16 protein-coding genes and 1 riboswitch are annotated in these 18,131 nt (G+C 35.5%); of the genes, 14 read left to right on the top strand and 2 right to left on the bottom strand.

Translation table 11 applies throughout. The features are described from left to right. Positions 1–6: 6 nt before the first annotated feature. Positions 7–825 (bottom strand): alpha/beta fold hydrolase, encoded by an 819-nt coding sequence (locus DS745_RS05615; RefSeq protein WP_129077304.1) that lies wholly within the window; start codon positions 823–825, stop codon positions 7–9. 178 nt (positions 826–1,003) lie between these two features. Between DS745_RS05615 and DS745_RS05610 the strand changes: the two genes are divergently transcribed. The 14 genes from DS745_RS05610 (at position 1,004) to DS745_RS05545 (ending at position 17,657) form a co-directional block, all read left to right on the top strand. Further along, positions 1,004–1,975, top strand: coding sequence for an AAA family ATPase (locus tag DS745_RS05610; protein WP_129077303.1), 972 nt, complete (start codon positions 1,004–1,006; stop codon positions 1,973–1,975). After that, positions 1,976–3,082: a DUF58 domain-containing protein gene (locus DS745_RS05605; protein ID WP_129077302.1), complete on the top strand. Its 1,107-nt coding sequence runs from the start codon at positions 1,976–1,978 to the stop codon at positions 3,080–3,082. It begins immediately after the preceding gene. After that, positions 3,072–4,388 (top strand): DUF4129 domain-containing protein, encoded by a 1,317-nt coding sequence (locus DS745_RS05600; RefSeq protein ID WP_129077301.1) that lies wholly within the window; start codon positions 3,072–3,074, stop codon positions 4,386–4,388. The genes DS745_RS05605 and DS745_RS05600 overlap by 11 nt, the downstream gene beginning before the upstream one ends. A gap of 148 nt (positions 4,389–4,536) precedes the next feature. After that, positions 4,537–4,636, top strand: a riboswitch (purine riboswitch). A 38-nt stretch (positions 4,637–4,674) separates the two neighbouring features. Then, entirely contained in the window at positions 4,675–5,964 is a 1,290-nt protein-coding gene (locus tag DS745_RS05595) for an NCS2 family permease (RefSeq protein WP_129077300.1), read from the top strand. 256 nt (positions 5,965–6,220) lie between these two features. Beyond that, positions 6,221–9,016 (top strand): EAL domain-containing protein, encoded by a 2,796-nt coding sequence (locus DS745_RS05590; RefSeq protein WP_129077299.1) that lies wholly within the window; start codon positions 6,221–6,223, stop codon positions 9,014–9,016. A gap of 10 nt (positions 9,017–9,026) precedes the next feature. After that, positions 9,027–10,667, top strand: coding sequence for a thiamine pyrophosphate-binding protein (locus DS745_RS05585; RefSeq protein WP_129077298.1), 1,641 nt, complete (start codon positions 9,027–9,029; stop codon positions 10,665–10,667). Positions 10,668–10,938: 271 nt separating this feature from the next. Continuing rightward, positions 10,939–11,388 (top strand): hypothetical protein, encoded by a 450-nt coding sequence (locus DS745_RS05580; RefSeq protein ID WP_129077297.1) that lies wholly within the window; start codon positions 10,939–10,941, stop codon positions 11,386–11,388. 84 nt (positions 11,389–11,472) lie between these two features. Continuing rightward, on the top strand, positions 11,473–12,513 hold the full coding sequence (locus tag DS745_RS05575) for a hypothetical protein (protein ID WP_129077296.1): 1,041 nt from the start codon (positions 11,473–11,475) through the stop codon (positions 12,511–12,513). 73 nt (positions 12,514–12,586) lie between these two features. Then, a complete protein-coding gene (locus DS745_RS05570) occupies positions 12,587–13,171 on the top strand; it encodes a hypothetical protein (RefSeq protein WP_129077295.1) in 585 nt (194 codons plus the stop codon). Positions 13,172–13,211: 40 nt separating this feature from the next. Next, on the top strand, positions 13,212–13,793 hold the full coding sequence (gene lepB / locus DS745_RS05565; protein ID WP_129077294.1) for a signal peptidase I: 582 nt from the start codon (positions 13,212–13,214) through the stop codon (positions 13,791–13,793). 411 nt (positions 13,794–14,204) lie between these two features. Continuing rightward, a complete protein-coding gene (locus DS745_RS05560; RefSeq protein WP_206662916.1) occupies positions 14,205–15,536 on the top strand; it encodes a sensor histidine kinase in 1,332 nt (443 codons plus the stop codon). After that, positions 15,529–16,158 (top strand): response regulator, encoded by a 630-nt coding sequence (locus tag DS745_RS05555; protein ID WP_129077292.1) that lies wholly within the window; start codon positions 15,529–15,531, stop codon positions 16,156–16,158. The genes DS745_RS05560 and DS745_RS05555 overlap by 8 nt, the downstream gene beginning before the upstream one ends. A gap of 39 nt (positions 16,159–16,197) precedes the next feature. Beyond that, entirely contained in the window at positions 16,198–17,331 is a 1,134-nt protein-coding gene (locus DS745_RS05550; RefSeq protein ID WP_129077291.1) for an HD-GYP domain-containing protein, read from the top strand. 128 nt (positions 17,332–17,459) lie between these two features. Then, positions 17,460–17,657: a hypothetical protein gene (locus DS745_RS05545; RefSeq protein WP_129077290.1), complete on the top strand. Its 198-nt coding sequence runs from the start codon at positions 17,460–17,462 to the stop codon at positions 17,655–17,657. Positions 17,658–17,682: 25 nt separating this feature from the next. Here DS745_RS05545 and DS745_RS05540 read toward each other — a convergent pair whose 3' ends face one another. Continuing rightward, entirely contained in the window at positions 17,683–17,985 is a 303-nt protein-coding gene (locus DS745_RS05540; RefSeq protein WP_129077289.1) for a hypothetical protein, read from the bottom strand. Between the last annotated feature and the right edge of the window lie 146 nt (positions 17,986–18,131).

Below are 18,131 nucleotides of genomic sequence, written 5' to 3'. Positions count from 1 at the left end.
GATACTTCACCTTACCTCTGCTGTAACATTTAAATACTCTCGTAAAATAGAGATGGTTTCTTCTGGATGACTTAAATGCGGGCAGTGTCCGGTTGCCACCATTTTAACTAGTAAACTATTAGGAATATGTTTATTTAAATAATCACCAACAGCATCTGGTGCAATAATGTCCTCAGAGCATTGTAAGATAAGGGTTGGTACAGTAACTTTCGGCAAGTCACTTCTGTGATCTGAAAAAAACGTTGTTTCTGCAAATTGACGTGCAATTAACGGGTCAGTTGAGCAAAAACGATTTTCTAACTCTTTGATAACTGTTTCTTGCGCAGTGTTATTCAAGACTGTTGCTGCAAAAAAGGTCGCCCAGCCTATGTAATTTTTTTGCATCATATCAATTAATCCTAAAAGATCCTCTTTTTCAAAACCCCCGAAGTAGTGAGGTGGATCGTTTAAATAATAAGGAGAGGGACCAACCATAACAAGTTGAGAAAAATATGTTGGCTCTTGTATAGAGGCTAATAAACCTATCATTGCTCCTACAGAATGCCCAACAAAAATAGCATCTTTTATATCTAAGGCAGAACAAATTTCTACTACATCCTGAGCGTATCCATTAAGAGTACTATAGCGATCTTGATTATACGCTTGAATATCGGAACGTCCTGCTCCTACATGGTCAAATAAAATAATTTTAAAATCATTTTTAAAAGCCTCAACTACTAAGTTCCAGACACTCTGGTCACAGCCAAATCCTGGTGCAAAAATCATCGATTGGGTACCGTTTCCGAAAATCTTAACATTATTTCGAACTTTAATTTTCTCGCCCATCGAGATGCCCCTTTCTCTATGATTTTTAATATAGATAGTAATACAATCATACCATTTTTTAATTAAAAAGAGTTATTACAAAGATTAAGAGTTATTTTAAAAATTACTAAAGGAATTAGTAGTTTTTCGTCAAACCCTATAATTAGGATAAAAAAAAGGTGTAAGGAGTGAAAAATAGTTGGAGCTAAATGATATAAAAGAAATCGCTGAAAGAGTAAAACACAATATACAGAGAGTGATTATAGGTAAGGAAGAAGTAATTGACCACCTTCTAGTTGGATTAATTGCTTCTGGGCATGTCCTCTTAGAAGATGTACCGGGTACAGGAAAGACGTTGCTTGCAAAATCACTAGCTAGGTCATTAGACTGTACGTTTAATCGTGTCCAATTTACACCTGACTTACTCCCTACCGACGTAACTGGTATTAATTTTTATAATCAGAAGCTAGGTGAATTTCAACTACGTCAGGGAGCTATTTTTTCAAACGTTGTCTTAGCAGATGAGATAAATCGAGCAACTCCTAGAACACAATCTAGCTTATTAGAGTGTATGGAAGAGAGACAAACAACCATTGACGGAGAAACACATGTCTTAGAGAAACCTTTTATGGTGATTGCCACCCAGAACCCGGTAGAAAACCAAGGTACCTTCCCATTACCAGAAGCGCAGCTTGACCGCTTTCTACTAAAGGTCAAATTGGGTTATCCAAGCAAGGAAGAAGGAATTAACCTCCTAAAGCGTTTTAAAGAAAATAACCCGTTAGAAAGGTTAGAAGCTGTTGTGAAGAAAGAGGAGTTAATAGCGGTTCAAGAGCTTTACTCAAAAGTTCATGTAAGTGTTGAAATGCTTTACTATATGATGAATATTATTGAGAAAACAAGGGTTATGGCAACGGTTGAGTTAGGAGTTAGTCCAAGGGGTAGCCAAGCATTATTAAAAGCTGTTCAAGTGTACGCGGTTTTAAAAGGTAGAGATTATGTTATTCCTGATGATGTAAAAGCCATGGTCAAGCCTGTATTAGGACACCGAATTATTGTTAAGCAAATGATAAAAACAAAAGGTGTGCAGGTAAATCAAATTTTGGATGAAATTTTAAACGAGATACCAGTGCCAACAGAGATAGAGTTAATGAAAGGTCTTCAACTGTAAATGAGCATGGTCTGGTTCATCGTTGTAACAATCCTGATGATATTAGTTCAATCCTTCATTTTCACGAAGTGGGGATTAACGAAAGTAAACTATACTCGCTATTTCAACAAGGAGGCAGTATTTCCTGGGGAACTGTTTGAGTTGGTTGATGAGGTTTCAAATAGAAAATTGCTGCCATTACCATGGTTACGGCTTGAATCAAAGGTTAGCAGTAACCTGCAATTCACTAAAAAGCAAGACCAACTAGTAGTAGAAGATAGTGAGGAGTATCATCGTACGTTGTTTAGTTTATCTCCATTTGAGAAAGTAACGCGTAGACATATGGTTGCTTGCAGAAAAAGAGGATACTATCAATTGAAAACAGTATCGCTAACTCTAGGTGATATTGTTGGTTTTAACGAAAAAGCCGAGGCCATCGATGCGAAAGCAACGATTATCGTTTATCCTGAGCTAGTGGAAATAGAAGAAATACCTTTGCCTTCTCATAGCTGGCTAGGGGATCTATTGGTGAAAAGGTGGATCATTCAAGATCCCTTTGTCACTGCTGGTGTACGTCAATATACGTACGGTGACCCCTTAAATTCTGTCAACTGGAACGCAACTGCAAGGACAGGTCAGCTACAGGTTAGTAAGCGAGATTTTACAGCAGACCACCATTTAATGATTTATCTCAATTTCGACGAGACTGAGGATATTTGGATGCCTATCCTTAATCCTGAGTTAATTGAAACAGGGATATCCTATGCAGCCTCAATTGCTACATTGACTCTTTCAAGAGGGATAAGGACAGGGTTTGGGTGTAATTCCTATTTGGTCGATCAAGCAAACTCAGATATTAAACAAGCTATTCGAATAGAACCACACCATAGTACTGACCAACTTACATATTTGTACGAGAATATGGCTAAGTTGGCTATGGACAGGAGCATGAACTTCCCACGCTTTTTAAAAGAAGAGGCCGAAAATCTTTATAATACCGATATCCTTATGATCTCAGCAATCATGTCACCGGCTATAGAAGAAGTGATCAAGCAGATTGAAACTCAAGGAAGTAAGGTTGAGGTGTTGCTGTTGGCACAAGAAACGGGTGAACAACATGGTAAATAGTGTAACTAAACGATGGACTATTGGCTTGATTGAATACATGATCATATTTCCAATTATACTTTTCATAGGTATCTATTTTTCTACCCAACCGTTATTGTGGGCAGGTAGTTTACCAGTTTTAGCTTTTTTAGGTCTTTTGCTTAGGACGATCCTGAAATCCCAAAAAAGATGGGTGTATGTAGTCATTACTACCGTTATTGCGGTTAGTTTTACCTTCTTCTTTAACCAAGGCTGGGTGTCTTATTTGCTCCTGTTTTTAGTTAGTTGGGTAAGTATTTACCGAGGGGTTGGCTACGGCGAGCGGGATCTTGAGGATTTAAATCCGTACCCTTTATTATGGAAGACTGGTTTTCCAATTTATATTATTGGTTACTTTTTCTATCGGTTACTAGAAACGCTAAATGAGTATCTTAGTATCATTAGCTGGCTAGGAGTCCTTATGGTCATAATTTCCTTATTTATCTCAAATAGCCTTTCACTGCGAGATTCGACGCTTTCTAAAAATAGAAAACCATTTGTGGCAAGCTCTATAAAGGGGAAAAACCGCTTCTATATTTTCGTAATGGTGGCGAGCATTGCTCTAATAACAAATTTTAAGATTGTCCAGACATTCGTTCAGCAACTATTTATTCTATTAGGTAATGGCTTGTTATGGTTAACGACATTTTTTGGATCGGATGATGAAGGTGAGATGTCAATCCCACCAGGTGGGATGGGGCCATTGTCTTCATTTGAAGCAAGTGAGCCAGCAAGATTTTGGGTTTTACTTGAAAAAGTAGTATTTGTAGTTATGGCAGTTGGTGCTGTCATAGTAGGCATTGTTCTCCTTTACTATGCAGCGAAGAATATAGTGAGCTGGTTAAAAAAGAGTTTCCGTTGGTTACAACAATTTTTAACAAATGTATTTCACTTACGTCCTAGAGAAGATGATGGAGACTACCAATATATTGATGAAAAAGAAAGTCTGGTTGATTTTACAACTTGGGGCAACAAGAAAACAACTCAGGCAAGAGAGAGGTTTAGGAAACTATTGCAAAGTAAACCTAACTGGGAAGAGCTATCTAGCGCTGAAAAGGTTAGGTATGTCTTTCGCGAATTTGTTGCGGAACAACAAAAGCGTGGCTATCAGTTTAAACAGTCAGAAACACCGAATGAAATCGTTCAGATTGTTAGTAGAAAAGAGGATATAGACTATTCTCCAATAGCAGATTTGTACGGTAAAATGAAGTACGGTGAGCAAGAGATAACTGAAGAGGAAGCAGGTAAGGTATCGGTTTTATTGGATAGGGTTGAAAAGAAGAGGTAGGTGCATTTACATTTATAGGTTTTATTAAATGTACAACAGGAGTAGAAATACTTCTGTTTTTTTTTATAGTACTTTAAGAAAATGCGAATAATAAATTATTGACACGTATTTAATGTCCGTGTAATATAACAAATGTTGTTTAAAACAATAAATTAGCGTAATGTTCGTTCGTATATTCTCAATGATATGGATTGAGAGTTTCTACTAGGGACCGGAAAGTCCTAACTACGAATGGGGTGGAAATTCTACTCATTTGCTAGGAATTTATTTTTAGGAGGTCTTTTGGTTGGAGCGTTTTTTTAAACTAAATGAACTAGGGACAAATGTTAAGACGGAGGTAATTGCTGGAATAACAACTTTTTTAACAATGGCTTATATTGTCGTGGTCAATCCAGCGATTTTATCTGCGGCTGGTGTCCCATTTGAGCAAGTGTTTATTGCAACTATTTTTGCTGCAGTTATTGGGACGTTAATTATGGCGTTTGCTGCTAACTTTCCGATTGCTGTCGCGCCTGGTATGGGAATGAATGCCTATTTTACAAGCGTTGTTATTACACAAGGTGTAAGTTATCAGGTTGTTTTTGGTACGGTTTTCCTGGCTGGTATTTTATTTTTACTTTTAACGTTTACTAGGTTTCGTGAATTACTTATTCAATCAATCCCACCTTCCATAAAATATGGGATTACCTCTGGAATTGGACTTTTTATTGCATTTATAGGTTTGCAAATGTCTGGAATAGTTGTAGCAAGTCCAGCGACGCTAGTCACAATTGGTGATCTACGAGCACCGTTTACTGCATTAACGATTTTTGGACTATTTATTACATTCGTTCTGATTGCTCGTAAGGTCAAAGGGGCTTTATTCATTGGTATGCTAGCAACTGCAATTGTTGGTTACTTTGCAGGCTTTTTAGAATTTGATGGAATTGTATCAACACCACCAGCAATAGTATTCTTCGATTTAGATCTTGCAGGAGTATTTACAAATGCATTATACACTGTTGTTTTTGCGTTTTTACTCGTAACGATTTTTGATACAACAGGTACGATGATTGGAGTAGCAGAACAGGCAGGCTTAATGAAGGATGGGAAACTAACAAAAGCTAAATCGGCATTAACGGCTGACGCTGTAGCAACAACTGTAGGGGCTACTCTTGGGACAAGCCCATCAAGTGCCTATATTGAGTCATCAGCAGGAGTAGCAACAGGTGGTCGTTCTGGTTTAACAGCACTAGTTGTTGCAGGTTTATTTCTGGTGGCCTTATTCTTTTCGCCATTAGTGTCAGCAATTTCTGCGCTTCCAGCAATTACTGCACCGGCCTTAATTATTGTTGGTTGTTATATGATGGAAGGGTTAGCTAAAATAAAGTGGAAAGAATTCGATGATGCATTTCCATCCTTTGCAATAATTTTAACAATGCCACTAACATCAAGTATTGCTACAGGAATTGCGATTGGTTTCATTACGTATCCATTAATTAAACTAGTTAGTGGAAAAGGAAAAGAGGTTCATCCGATCCTTTATATTTTCGGAGTTATATTCGCGATACAAATGGTGTTTTTTCCAGCACATTAATACGCTAGAGAGAGTTAATTTTTACTCTCTCTTTTTTATTTGAACAATTAGATCTGTTAGGGGTAATTCGTTCAAAAATGACATAAAATCATAGAAATAAATGACAATTTTAGATATAATTTTTAAGATACGAATACAATTCTGATATTCGGAAAATAAAAACGGTTACTAGTTACAGTTTTAATAGGAAATACATAGAAGAATGTCGAAATAGTCTATATCTATTTTTAGGATGTGTTTAGGAGGAAAACAGTCAATGTCCTACAATCAAATGAACTATTCCCCCCTTTCGAGACTTTCAAAATTGTTGACGGATAATATAGAGTTAAAAGAAGTACTAGAACAGGTTGTTATGGCTATTTCTGACGAAGTGAAAATCTGCCATGCAGTAGGGATTATCTTACGACATCAAGATGGGACATTTCAAAATTTTATAGAAAAGACAGCGGAGAAGAAACTAGTAGGTTTAGGTACACTAGTTGAACAACTAGTTAACGATAGTCTGTTGGATACTATAGTGGATACAAATGAATCGTTACTTAGTAAGGATTCTGAGATTTTAAAAAGATACAAACTAAAGTCACTTCTTATAACTCCTATAACATATAGTCAGGAACTGTATGGATGTATCTATTTGGCAGATTATGAAGCTGACCTGACAAGTAGAGAAGAAGCAATTATCAAGAAGTATGCTCAAACAGCAGCAATTGTTGTTTCAAATGCTGATAATCTAACACATAAGGAACATCTCCTTTACGAGAAACAGTTGTTGCTAGATGTAACAAGAGATTTTGCCCATCTTGCAACGATGCAAGAAGTTTTAGATAAGTGTTTTCATTATGTATCGCAGGTACTAAATAATGTGAATATAGGTGCTCTTATTCTTGATCCAATTGCGGAAAAGAAAATTAAGCCAACGAGACTTAGTAAAGCTAGTAAAATGACAGAAGTCGAATGGAAAGAGAAACATTCAGAACTAAAAATTGATCATAACAAAGATCCGTTGTATCAAGAAGTGTTGCAGACGAAAAAAGCAATTTTTATTCCAGATGTCTTTGCCGATGAGAGGCCTAACCATGATGCATGTCGAGCATTCGGAATAAAAAGTTTATTCCGAATTCCACTAGTTGCCATGGGTTCCGTATTAGGAGTCATTTCAGTCGTTAATCTAGATGAAGCCAATTCTTATTATACAACTGCACAAATGCGTCTAGCACAATCAATCGTTGATGCTACAGCCTTAGCTTTGTCTAATTTACTATTTAGAGAAAAACAAGAGATCATTATTGAAGAACGTACGGCAGAGATTTCGTTAAAAAACAAAGAACTAGAAAAGGTAATAAAAGAACTTCAGCGTTTAAGTAGAGAAAAAGAGTTAATATTACATTCAGCAGGTGAAGGAATTTTTGGTTTAGGTATTGAAGGCGAGATTACATTTTGTAATCCTGCAGCAGCAAGAATGTTAGGTTACGAAGATAAGGGCGATTTAATCGGGAAAAAATATCATAGTATTTTTAATCGTATAAAAACAAATAAAACGAATTACTTAGTTGAATTTGCTAATTATATTGATAATCATTTGAGCAACTATGGCTCCAATGAAGAGTTTTTTAGAAAAGATGGTTCTCGTTTTCCTGTTGAGTATGCGGTATCTCCGATTAAGGAAGATGACAAGTTAAGTGGATATGTAGTAATTTTCAAAGACATTACAGTGCGAAAGCAAATGGAAGAAAAGATCAAATTTCAAGCGTACTATGATAGTTTGACAAGCTTACCTAACCGTGTATTGCTAAAAGATCGCTTAAGCCAAGCAATTACAAATGCCAACTTGCATCAAGAGAAGCTAGCTGTATTATTTATTGACTTAGACCGCTTTAAGTTAGTTAATGATACTCTCGGCCACAGTTATGGTGATCACTTACTACAAAAGGTTGCCGTTGCACTAGCAAAATGTGTTCCAGAGGGTGCCACGGTATCTAGACAGGGTGGAGATGAATTCACGATCATCTTACCTACGATTCTCGAAAATGAGCAAGTAAATGCTGTTACTTCAAAAATTATTAATGCATTCTCACAACCTTTCGACCTAAAAGGTAATGAAGTATTTATTAAACCGAGTATAGGTATTAGCGTTTTTCCTGAGGACGGTGAAGATGTTGATACCTTAATCAAAAATGCTGATACAGCCATGTATAAATCGAAGGAACTACAAGGAAATAATTTTCAATTCTATAATGCCTCTATGGAAAAAAGTAATTTACGAAGTGCAAAAGTGGAAAACGGACTTCACAAAGCACTAGAAAATAATGAGTTTGTCTTACACTATCAACCACAAATCAATTCTAGAACAAATAAGCTAATTGGTGTCGAAGCTTTACTACGTTGGAACCATCCGACGATGGGTGTAGTTTCGCCAGCTGACTTTATTCCTGTAGCAGAGGAAACAGGTTTAATAGTCCCAATAGGTGAATGGGTTCTCAGAAATGCTTGTAAACAGGTAAAATCATGGCACGATCTAGGTCTCGGGCCAATTGTCGTTTCTGTTAATCTATCGGCTCGTCAATTTGAGAAGCAGGATTTGATTGAATTAGTTAAAGACGTACTAGCTGAAACAAAATTAGATCCGAGTTTCTTAGAATTAGAGCTTACTGAAAATCTAATCATTAAAAATACTGATGCAACATTAGAAACAATGGTGAAACTCCGTGAGTTAGGAATTAAAATTTCAATTGATGACTTTGGAACAGGCTATTCTTCATTAGGGTATTTAAAGAACTTCCCAATCAATACGTTGAAGATTGATCGTTCGTTTGTAAGTGATGTTGTAGGGGATCTTGCGAATGCTGCAATCACTAATACAATTATTACTTTAGCAGATAATTTAAGCCTAAATGTCATCGCTGAAGGTGTAGAAACAGAAGACCAGATGAAATTCCTTTCTTCCAAAGGCTGCTTTTTAATGCAAGGCTTCATGTTTAGCCCACCAATTAAGGCTGAAGATTTTATGGAGAAGTACTTTGAGCAGGATGACCAAGAATTACTTTTAAACTAAGGAGACGACTATGAAAGCGGTACGTGCGGTATTACATTTTCTAAAAAGGGGCGGAGTAAAATACATTTTTGGAATCCCAGCAGGTTCCGTAAATGCTTTTTTTGACGAGCTGTATGATATGAAAGAGTTGACTCCTATTATCGTAAAGCACGAAGGAGCTGCTTCCTACATGGCTGCCTCTTATGCGAAATATAGTAACGAGTTAAGCGTTTGTATCGCTAGTAGTGGGCCTGGGGCAACAAATTTAATCAGCGGCTGTGCAAATGCGATGCGAGAACATTTGCCTGTACTGTTTTTAACAGGAGCAGTTCCTGTATCAACAGTAGGAATGAATGCATCACAAGAACTTAATGCCGAACCTATATTCCGCTCTATTACGAAATACAGCGTTACCGTCAACGACTCAAAAAATCTCCTTACTGAGGTAGCAAAGGCAGTGGAGATAGCAATAAGTGGTGTGCCGGGGCCAGTACATATTGCGATGCCAATTGATGTACAGCTCCATCAAGTCGATTTAGCTACGCTACCACCGTACCCAAACCGAACACCAATTTATCCGGATATGATGGCCATTAAGCAAGCCGCAATTGCAATGGTTAGTGGTAAGAAGGGATTTATTTTTGCTGGGCAAGGAGCGAGACACTCATCGTCGCTATTGTTAGAAGTAGCAGAAATGCTGCAATGGCCGATAATTGTCACACCACAAGCAAAAGGGGTAATTCTGGATAATCACCCCCTATATGCAGGAGTGTATGGTTTTGCAGGTCATGAGTCTGCTTCTAAGTTAATAAATGAAGATGAACGTAAGGTTATGTTAATTGTCGGTTCAAGTTTGGGAGAGACGGCAACAAACAACTGGAATGAGAACCTTACGAAAGACAGAGTCGTCATTCAGCTTGACTATGATAGTACAGTATTTGGTCGTAAATATTCTGTTGATATACCAATTCATGGTGACATTGATTTAAGCCTGTTGCATATATACGAATATTTGAAGGACTTAGGAGCAAAAAAAGACAATGGAGTCACTGCGGAAAAGAGTGTCTATCAATCTAATAGGGAGTTTGTTTCACAAGATGTTTTATTAAAGTTACAAGATTTTTTACCTGAAACGACTCGCTATACCATTGATGTCGGTGAATTTATGGCTTATGTCGTGCATTACATGGTGGTAAAAGATATAGATACGTTTGATATTAATATTCACTTTGGGGCAATGGGTCAAGGGATTGCTGCTGCTTTTGGTTCAATCTTAGCCGAACCAAATCGCCCTGTTGTTTGTATTACCGGCGACGGTTGCTTTTTCATGCATGGCATGGAAATGCTAACAGCAAAAGAATACAAGCTCCCAATTTTATTTGTGATTATGAATAATGCTAGATTAGGAATGGTCTATCACGGACATTCATTACAATATAACCGCTCCCACCCGCGCTTTGAACAGCAAGCCGTTAATATTACAGCTATGTCTGAAGCATTAGGAATTCCAAGCGTCCGGGTAGAGAGTTTGGATGATATTAATAAATATGTGATTAATCATTTAATGAGTTTTGAGGGACCAACGATATTAGAGGTCTCGTTAGTAGATGAGAATACTCCGCCGATGGGGGAGAGAGTAAAGTTTTTGTCATCGTTTGGGAAGGTAAATTAATAAATAATTATAGTAATCTCTTAGTTCTCCTTAGTGGAAAACTAAGAGATTTTTTGTTGTTTTTGGTAGATGAATAAAGGCTCTTAGTACTGATTGGTGAGGTATCACCTCCTACTTTAGGATGAGGTGGAATCAAACTAGAGGATATGATAGTTCAACCTGGTGCCGGATTATCTTGGGAAGAGAATGGGAGTAATATTTAAATCAAGAAGAACAGCAAAACAAACAAACTTAACCGGTTATAAAGTTGTTTAAGGAGGCGATGCTTCAGTTGGTAGTTAAGAAAAAAGTAAAAATTATTATAGCTGTCATAGTTTTCACCTTAACGTTAAGTGTTGGTAAAGTATTTGCCAGCAGCGACCCAGGAGAGCAGTTGAAACTTTGGTATGTTCATACGTTCAAACAAACAATAAGTGGCGTTGCAGGCAATGTCGAAGGACATCGTCAAGCTGAACTAGATAAGCTAGTTCTTGAAAAAGAAAAACTGCTAGAAAGTGTGAATGCACAAATAGCAAAAACTGCAACTGAGGTAAGCAAAAGTGCTAGTGAAACTATCTCTTTACATACTGAAGGACAAATTGAGCAACTAACAGAGACAAGAGATATGATTATTAATTACAACATCGAAATTGATTTTCAAACATACATCGATCAGAAGATTGAGCAAATTGAAGATGAATTATTTAATTACTTAGTTCAAATCATTAATGAAAAAGATTAGCAGATTGGCAAGTAAAGACATTGTTTTCAAAGTTAAAATTTTAACTCAAATAAAAAAATAAAAAATGACGAGGAGAATGAAAAAATGGTTATGAAATCACTTAAAACAAAAATCGCAGTAGGTGTAGTATCTTTCAGTTTGGTAGCAGGTGTAGGAACAGTGTTTGCAAATGTTAATGCTGCAGAGCAACTAAGAACTTGGTATGATGTACAATTTGGATTAAAAACAACGGCAATTTCGGATGCAGTTGATTCACATAGAACAGGTGCCAAGGTAGATATGGATGAAGATAAAGCTAAGTTCCAGAATGACAGTGTGAATGCTATTAAAAAGGAAGGTATTAATGTATTAGCTAATTCAAGCGCTGATATTGGGAAACGTTTAGGTAAACATACTAAGGATATGACTACTGAATCAACTAAGATTTTACTCCCTCGTTTAGGAGTAATGGACAGTGGTTTCTCGAGTTTTCTTAGTGATGAAAGAAAAGAAAATAAAGACTTTTTTGATGGAGTATATGCGCAATATACATCTGAGTTGACAAGTGCAGTTAATGATCAAGGTGTGGCTTCAGAAAAATTAGTTGAGGATGGAATTAACTTAGTTAGCAATACTTCTAATAAAGCTTTAACTGAGGCAGTTAATTTAGCTAAATCAACAATCACATCGGAACTAAATAGACGTGGAACCAGTACTCAAACTACACTTTTTAATACTGTGAACAAAAGTGCTGAAGATACAATGAAGAAGGTTACTAGTGAGACAAACGAAAAGGTAGTTAAAATTAATGATGACATTAGAGATTTAGGAAGTAGGTTGACAAGCGAAAGTTTAGCAGAACTTGATAAGATAGTTTTAGCTGGATTTGCTACAGTAAATGAAGAGGAAGAAGCTGTTGTGACTGGTGTTCAGGTTGTTAATGTAGTAACTATAGCAAATATAAATCCACAAGATAAAATTACTGGTTATAAAGTTGAATACAATTTAGTAATTAAGTTTAGTGTAGGACCAGATCAAATTCTAACTGAAACTATTAACAATATGCCTACTGACAAAACTACAATGGAAAGAGTATATGTAGATAGTAATGGGAAAGAGTGGAAGTATATTGTGACAAGAAACTAAATAGTACTACATCTTCAACCCAGAAATCCTCCCTCGAGGATTTCTGGCTATTACATAAAAGGAGGTTAGCCAAATGAGTAGATTATCAAAATATCAGTACGAAAAAAAACAGAGTTATAAGCGTAAACTTGTAATTGGACTTGTTTCTTTAAGCACTACCTTTGTATTAACGACGGGTGTTGCGTTTGCTAATTCAGATATAGACATTTCTACATTGCTGCAAAATTGGTATAACAAAAAAGCCAATGAAGCAATTCAAAGTATGGAGGTTGCAGTTGAGAATGAATTAGAAAGACAAAAGCAACGTTTAAAGGAAGAAGTCCAATTAGCATTAGAGAGGTCTGCATTTGAGATTGCTTCGTTTACTCAACAACAAATTGAAATGATAACTAATTTGATTGAAGAACACGCTGACCACCTAGTTGCTAATATAAATTATTTCAATGATACAGAAAGACAAAAGATAGAAAGCCAATTAACAGATATTATGAATGATGCAATACAAGCGATGAACCAACTAATATCTGATAGCCAGCCGGTTGAGGAAGAGCCAGGAGACAAAGCTAGCATTGTTGAAGAAGATGATGCAGAACCGATTGGTGAAGATAGTAGCAACGAGTTTGGTTATAAGGAAGATAATAGAACAAAACAAAACTAGGTTTGTTCTAAAACTCTAATTATTGGTAGGTGGATATAACGTGCAGTACGCAACTAATTTAGAAATCGAAACTATTCCTGTTGGTAAGCAAAACGAAGAAAAAAAGAGAGATAATAAGAAAGAAATTATCGGCTGGGTTAAGTTTATTTTTTTCTTAATGCTTGCCGTATTTGCCATAAAAACTACCATTGGATTTACATTGATAGTTGGCGATTCTATGCAGCCGTCCTTGAAAGACGGAAGCTTTCTTTTAGTAAACAAACTCTCAGCGACTATCGGGGAGCCTAATTACGGAGATGTCGTTGTTCTTGAAGAAGGAGGTTATGATGTTATCAAACGAGTAATCGGTGTACCTGGAGATACTGTATCTATATCAGATGGGATAGTGTATGTAAATGAAATACCATTACCCGAGCTGCATACAATAGGTGATGCAAATGATATGGCAGCTGTTACAGTTGGCCTTGGACATATCTTTGTTATGGGAGACAACCGAACTCCTGGTGAGAGTTTAGATAGTCGTGATCCAAACATGGGCCCAGTGCCGATTACCAATATAAAAGGGTATGCTTCTGTATCTTTATTCCCATTTTACAAAATAGCAAAACCGTTGCAACTATAAAAATAATAGAAATAGGCAGAATGACTATTGTACTTATAATAGTCATTTTCCAATTTTAGACAAGTAATTAATTCTTTCTACAATTTTCCATAAAAAATAAACAAAAAGAGACAAAATAACCCCGTTGTTCTATATAGTGAACAATAGTAAGATTTAACTAGATAATATTTTGTAAGTAAATACCAGTTGTAGGTGAATGAAATGGGAAACTTGGTAAGAGATATAAACGCAATTATAATTATATTTCGTTTAAGTGTTTGCTTATTTATTTTTCTTTTCTACGTTAATAGTTTTAGTACATATGGATTATTATTAATATTTTTTGCGTTGGTTTTAAATGTAAGTTATCTAAGTACTTTCGTATTTAATTTAAAGGTGCAATTTACACAACTTCTTATTGGATTAGACCTAATGATTACCTTTTTCTTAATTGTAAAAACTGGCCAAATAGAAAGCCCATTTATTATTTATTTATTAGCAACCTTAGGATTACTATATTTCTTATTCCGCGGATTGCAGTATTACTTATTTTCTCTAGTTTATGTTTTAGCTTGTATCAAGTTACCAGTGGGTTTTGTTCCACGGTTAGAACTACCTTATACTGTCCCTTTTAAAGTTGGGTTACTGGCACTATCATTCTTTTCACTAACGTTCGTTGGTAATTACTTATTTAAAAGTTTTAAATTTTGGTATTTTCATCTTTTATTAATCAATCGCTCAGTCGCCAAGTTAGACAGTATTTTTGACTTGGGTGTTGTAACATTACGTTTGGAGAAGTTATTACAACGAGTTTTTCAATCAAGAAAAGTCTGTATATGTTGGTTTAACGACATTACTGAAAACAGAGAATGGGAGAAAAGTTTATTTATTAACGAACTGCTGAAAAAGGATTTCCATAAAAAGGAGAAAAGAAAAGAAGTTTTATTAACGAACCATATTGGTCAACAAGATTTGTTTTACTTTTTTCCTATTAACCAGCTAGGAAAGACTAATCAAGGATTTATTTTGGTAGAGAAAAGTGTACATTGGTATGAGCTTATTTATTTGAATATTTCGTCAAATTTCTTGATTAGCCAAAAAAAGAAAATTGCCTTAAAAAACGAAATCACAAACTCACTTAAAGAAGAAGTCCGAAAAAAATTAGCTCAAGATCTTCATGATGGTGTAGCGCAACAACTTTTCTTTCTTTCTACCAAAGTTTTTCAACTAAAACAAGTGACTTCCTTTACAGAGTCAGTTCAATTAAATGAACTAATAAACCAAATGGAAACACAAATCCAACAGAGCAATCGCGAAGTTAGGGAACATATTCGATTTTTAATGGAGGGAAAAGAAAATCATAATATTTTTGATGCAATCGAAAATTTAATTAATAAAAGGAAACAAGGGACAAGCCTTAACGTAAGTTTCACTAAAAAAGGTAGAGTAATAGAAGAGTCACTTGAGATAAATGAAACATTATATCGAATTGCAGAAGAGGCAATCAATAATATTTTAAAACATGCAAATGCGAAAAACGTAAATGTTGTTTTAGAGGTTACTCCCATCCAATGGACCTTGAAAATCGTAGATGATGGAATTGGTATTTGTGAAACAACTGAAAAAAAATCAAGTCTTGGTTTGAATGGAATGAGAGAAAGAGTGAAAAACGTCTATGGACAAGTTATGCTTCGTTCAAAACAAAATCAAGGAACTGAAGTTATTGCAATAATTCCGAGAATAGGAGTTGAGGAGATTGGTTAATGTACTGCTTGCAGATGACCATCAGATCGTAAAGGATGGATTAAAAATCGTATTACAAAGTATACCGAAATTTGCAGTAGTTGATGAAGCATCTAATGGAGATGAATTATTAGAAAAGGCACTTCAATGCCAACCGAACCTAATTATTTCTGATTTAAAAATGCCTGGAGAGTCAATTATTGAAACTAGCAAAATGATTAAAACAAAATTACCTGAAGTGAAAATAATTATTTTGACCGCCTATGATGACAGTGACGATATTTATCAAGCTTTAGATAGCGGCATTGACAGTTACATTATGAAGGATACTTTGCCGCAACAAATCCTAAACACGATTGAAATGGTATTAATGGGATACTCATGTTTTCAACCAAAGCTAAATAAGGCATCGAAGGCAAAGAGCAAAAATAGTCACGAACAAATTTCCTTAACAGAACGGGAGAGAGAAGTGTTCGAACTAATTATAGATAACTATACAAATGCTCATATAGCTGAAAGATTGTACATTTCTGAAGCTACCGTAAAGACCCATGTTAGTAGTATCTTACGAAAAACTGGGCAGCCTAACCGCTCACAAGCAGTTCTTTATGCTTTAAAAACCGGATATGTTCAAGTAAGTTGAAGAATGAAAGGAAGTGTCTAGGCTTTGGTTGACATTCAAATGAAAAACCATATTGGCACACTATCTATCGTAATTGTTGGGGTTTTAGTTTCCTTGGAATTTATATTGGGGCTACTTAACAGTTTCATCATTGATATTAGTTTATTATCAATTGTCATTGGCTTCTTAATAAGTCTAATGGTTATAGTCACCTGCTATCTATTGCTTAAGGTCGTAATAAGTAAGAAGGGGAATTTAGATATAGCAGCCCTCCTGTGCTTACTTTTACTATTTTACTTCGCGCTCTATGATCCATTTCATAATTCCTCTTTAGGATTTGGATTTTTGTTTTACCCAATTATTATCAGTTTGTTTGGTAATAGAACACTATTCTTTAGGTGGAGCACTATCTATCTGGTGTCTACCGTAATTTTGGTGTTTTACTTGTACTCTCTAAGTACAGATTTAGTTAGTGTAGCAAGTGTATTATTATATGGTTTAGGAAGCATTCTTCTAGGCAGTCTTATGTTCGAATCGAATAAAATCTATAATGAAAGCCGAAAAAATTTAGATAAGAAGAAAAACCAACATCATGTATTGAATTTACTACATTCTTTCGTTCCGGTCATTGAAAGAAAGACACAAATTAACCGTAATGAAATTGTTATTATGAGTAATTTGATTAAAAGGGTAATGGATAATTTCCCTAATGAGAGAGTTGACGAAGCTGAAGCTTACTTAATATCATTGCTACACTTCGTCAGTAGAATTAAATGTCCAGACTATATCTTTGACAAAGATGGAAGACTAACTACCTACGAATTTAATCTAGTTCAGGAACATTGTATGTTTGGTAAAGATATTTTAGGAGATATAGAAGAATTCGAGAAGGTGAAAATAGCATTTCTACACCATCATGAAAAAATAAATGGAAAAGGTTATCCTCATAGATTAAGAGAGGGTGATATACCTATATTTTCACAGGTACTCGGGATTGTCGAAGCTTACCTAGCTATGACTAATCCGAGGGCATATCGCGAAGATGCATTAACTCCAGCCTTAGCTATTTCTGAAATTTTAAAGGAAAAGATCTATGACAGTTGTGTGGTCGAAGCTCTCACCTTAGTACTTAGGCTGAATGAAACGGAAAAACAAATTAGTATAAGTAGTGATCGTAATGCAAACTCTGCCTGAATAAAGGCAGAGTTTTGCTTTTTACTAACTCATCTAAAAATCATTCTAATGGATGATATAAATAGTCCTCACGACTAGTGATGTAAAGGTAATCGAATGAATACAATATTTTATAAGGGGGGAATGAAATGTATCAAAAAACATGTCATAGCTGTAATAAAGTATCTTATAGTAGTTATCCAGATGGTTTATGGTATTGTCCCTATTGTAAAAAAGAGATAACCGATTTTGGAACCATTCAATCCAATAACTTAACAGTTGTAAGTATGGAAAAGTCTAATGAGAAAAAACAAAATAATAAGCAATCTCCTAGCCTGTTAGTCTAAGTTTATACTTAGGCTAAATTTAGTTTTAACTGTCTTCGCCACTTAAAGCCCTCAAATACCCTTTCTGTTCCAGCGTCTTTTCACCATTAATACAATCTTCAATATACTGTCGCAACCTTTGATTTTGTTGGAACATTTGCTCATTCGCAGCAGTTAAGTACTCTATTTTCGCATGAACAGGTTGGTTGAAGTCTGGAGGATTACTTACTGGTGATTGCCTTAATTTTTCTATCGCTATCTGAAGTTCTTGAATATGTTGAACCATATACTCTCTGTCTTTTTCTAGTTTATTTAAGCGTGTTTCCACTTTTTCTATTCTTTCCTCCATCAGTGCACCCTCCTATTGAATTCGGATATCTTATATTTAGTACGCTCTAATCATTACAGATATGACTAACAGATAATCTAGTAAAATTTAATCTGTTAACTCAATAAAATTGATTTACATAAATTTCTACAAAACGTATAATTTAG

This window comes from Anaerobacillus alkaliphilus, assembly GCF_004116265.1.
Lineage (GTDB): Bacteria > Bacillota > Bacilli > Bacillales > Anaerobacillaceae > Anaerobacillus > Anaerobacillus alkaliphilus.
Note: the sequence above shows the minus strand (reverse complement) of the source record. Positions and strands in the feature narration are given on the sequence as shown.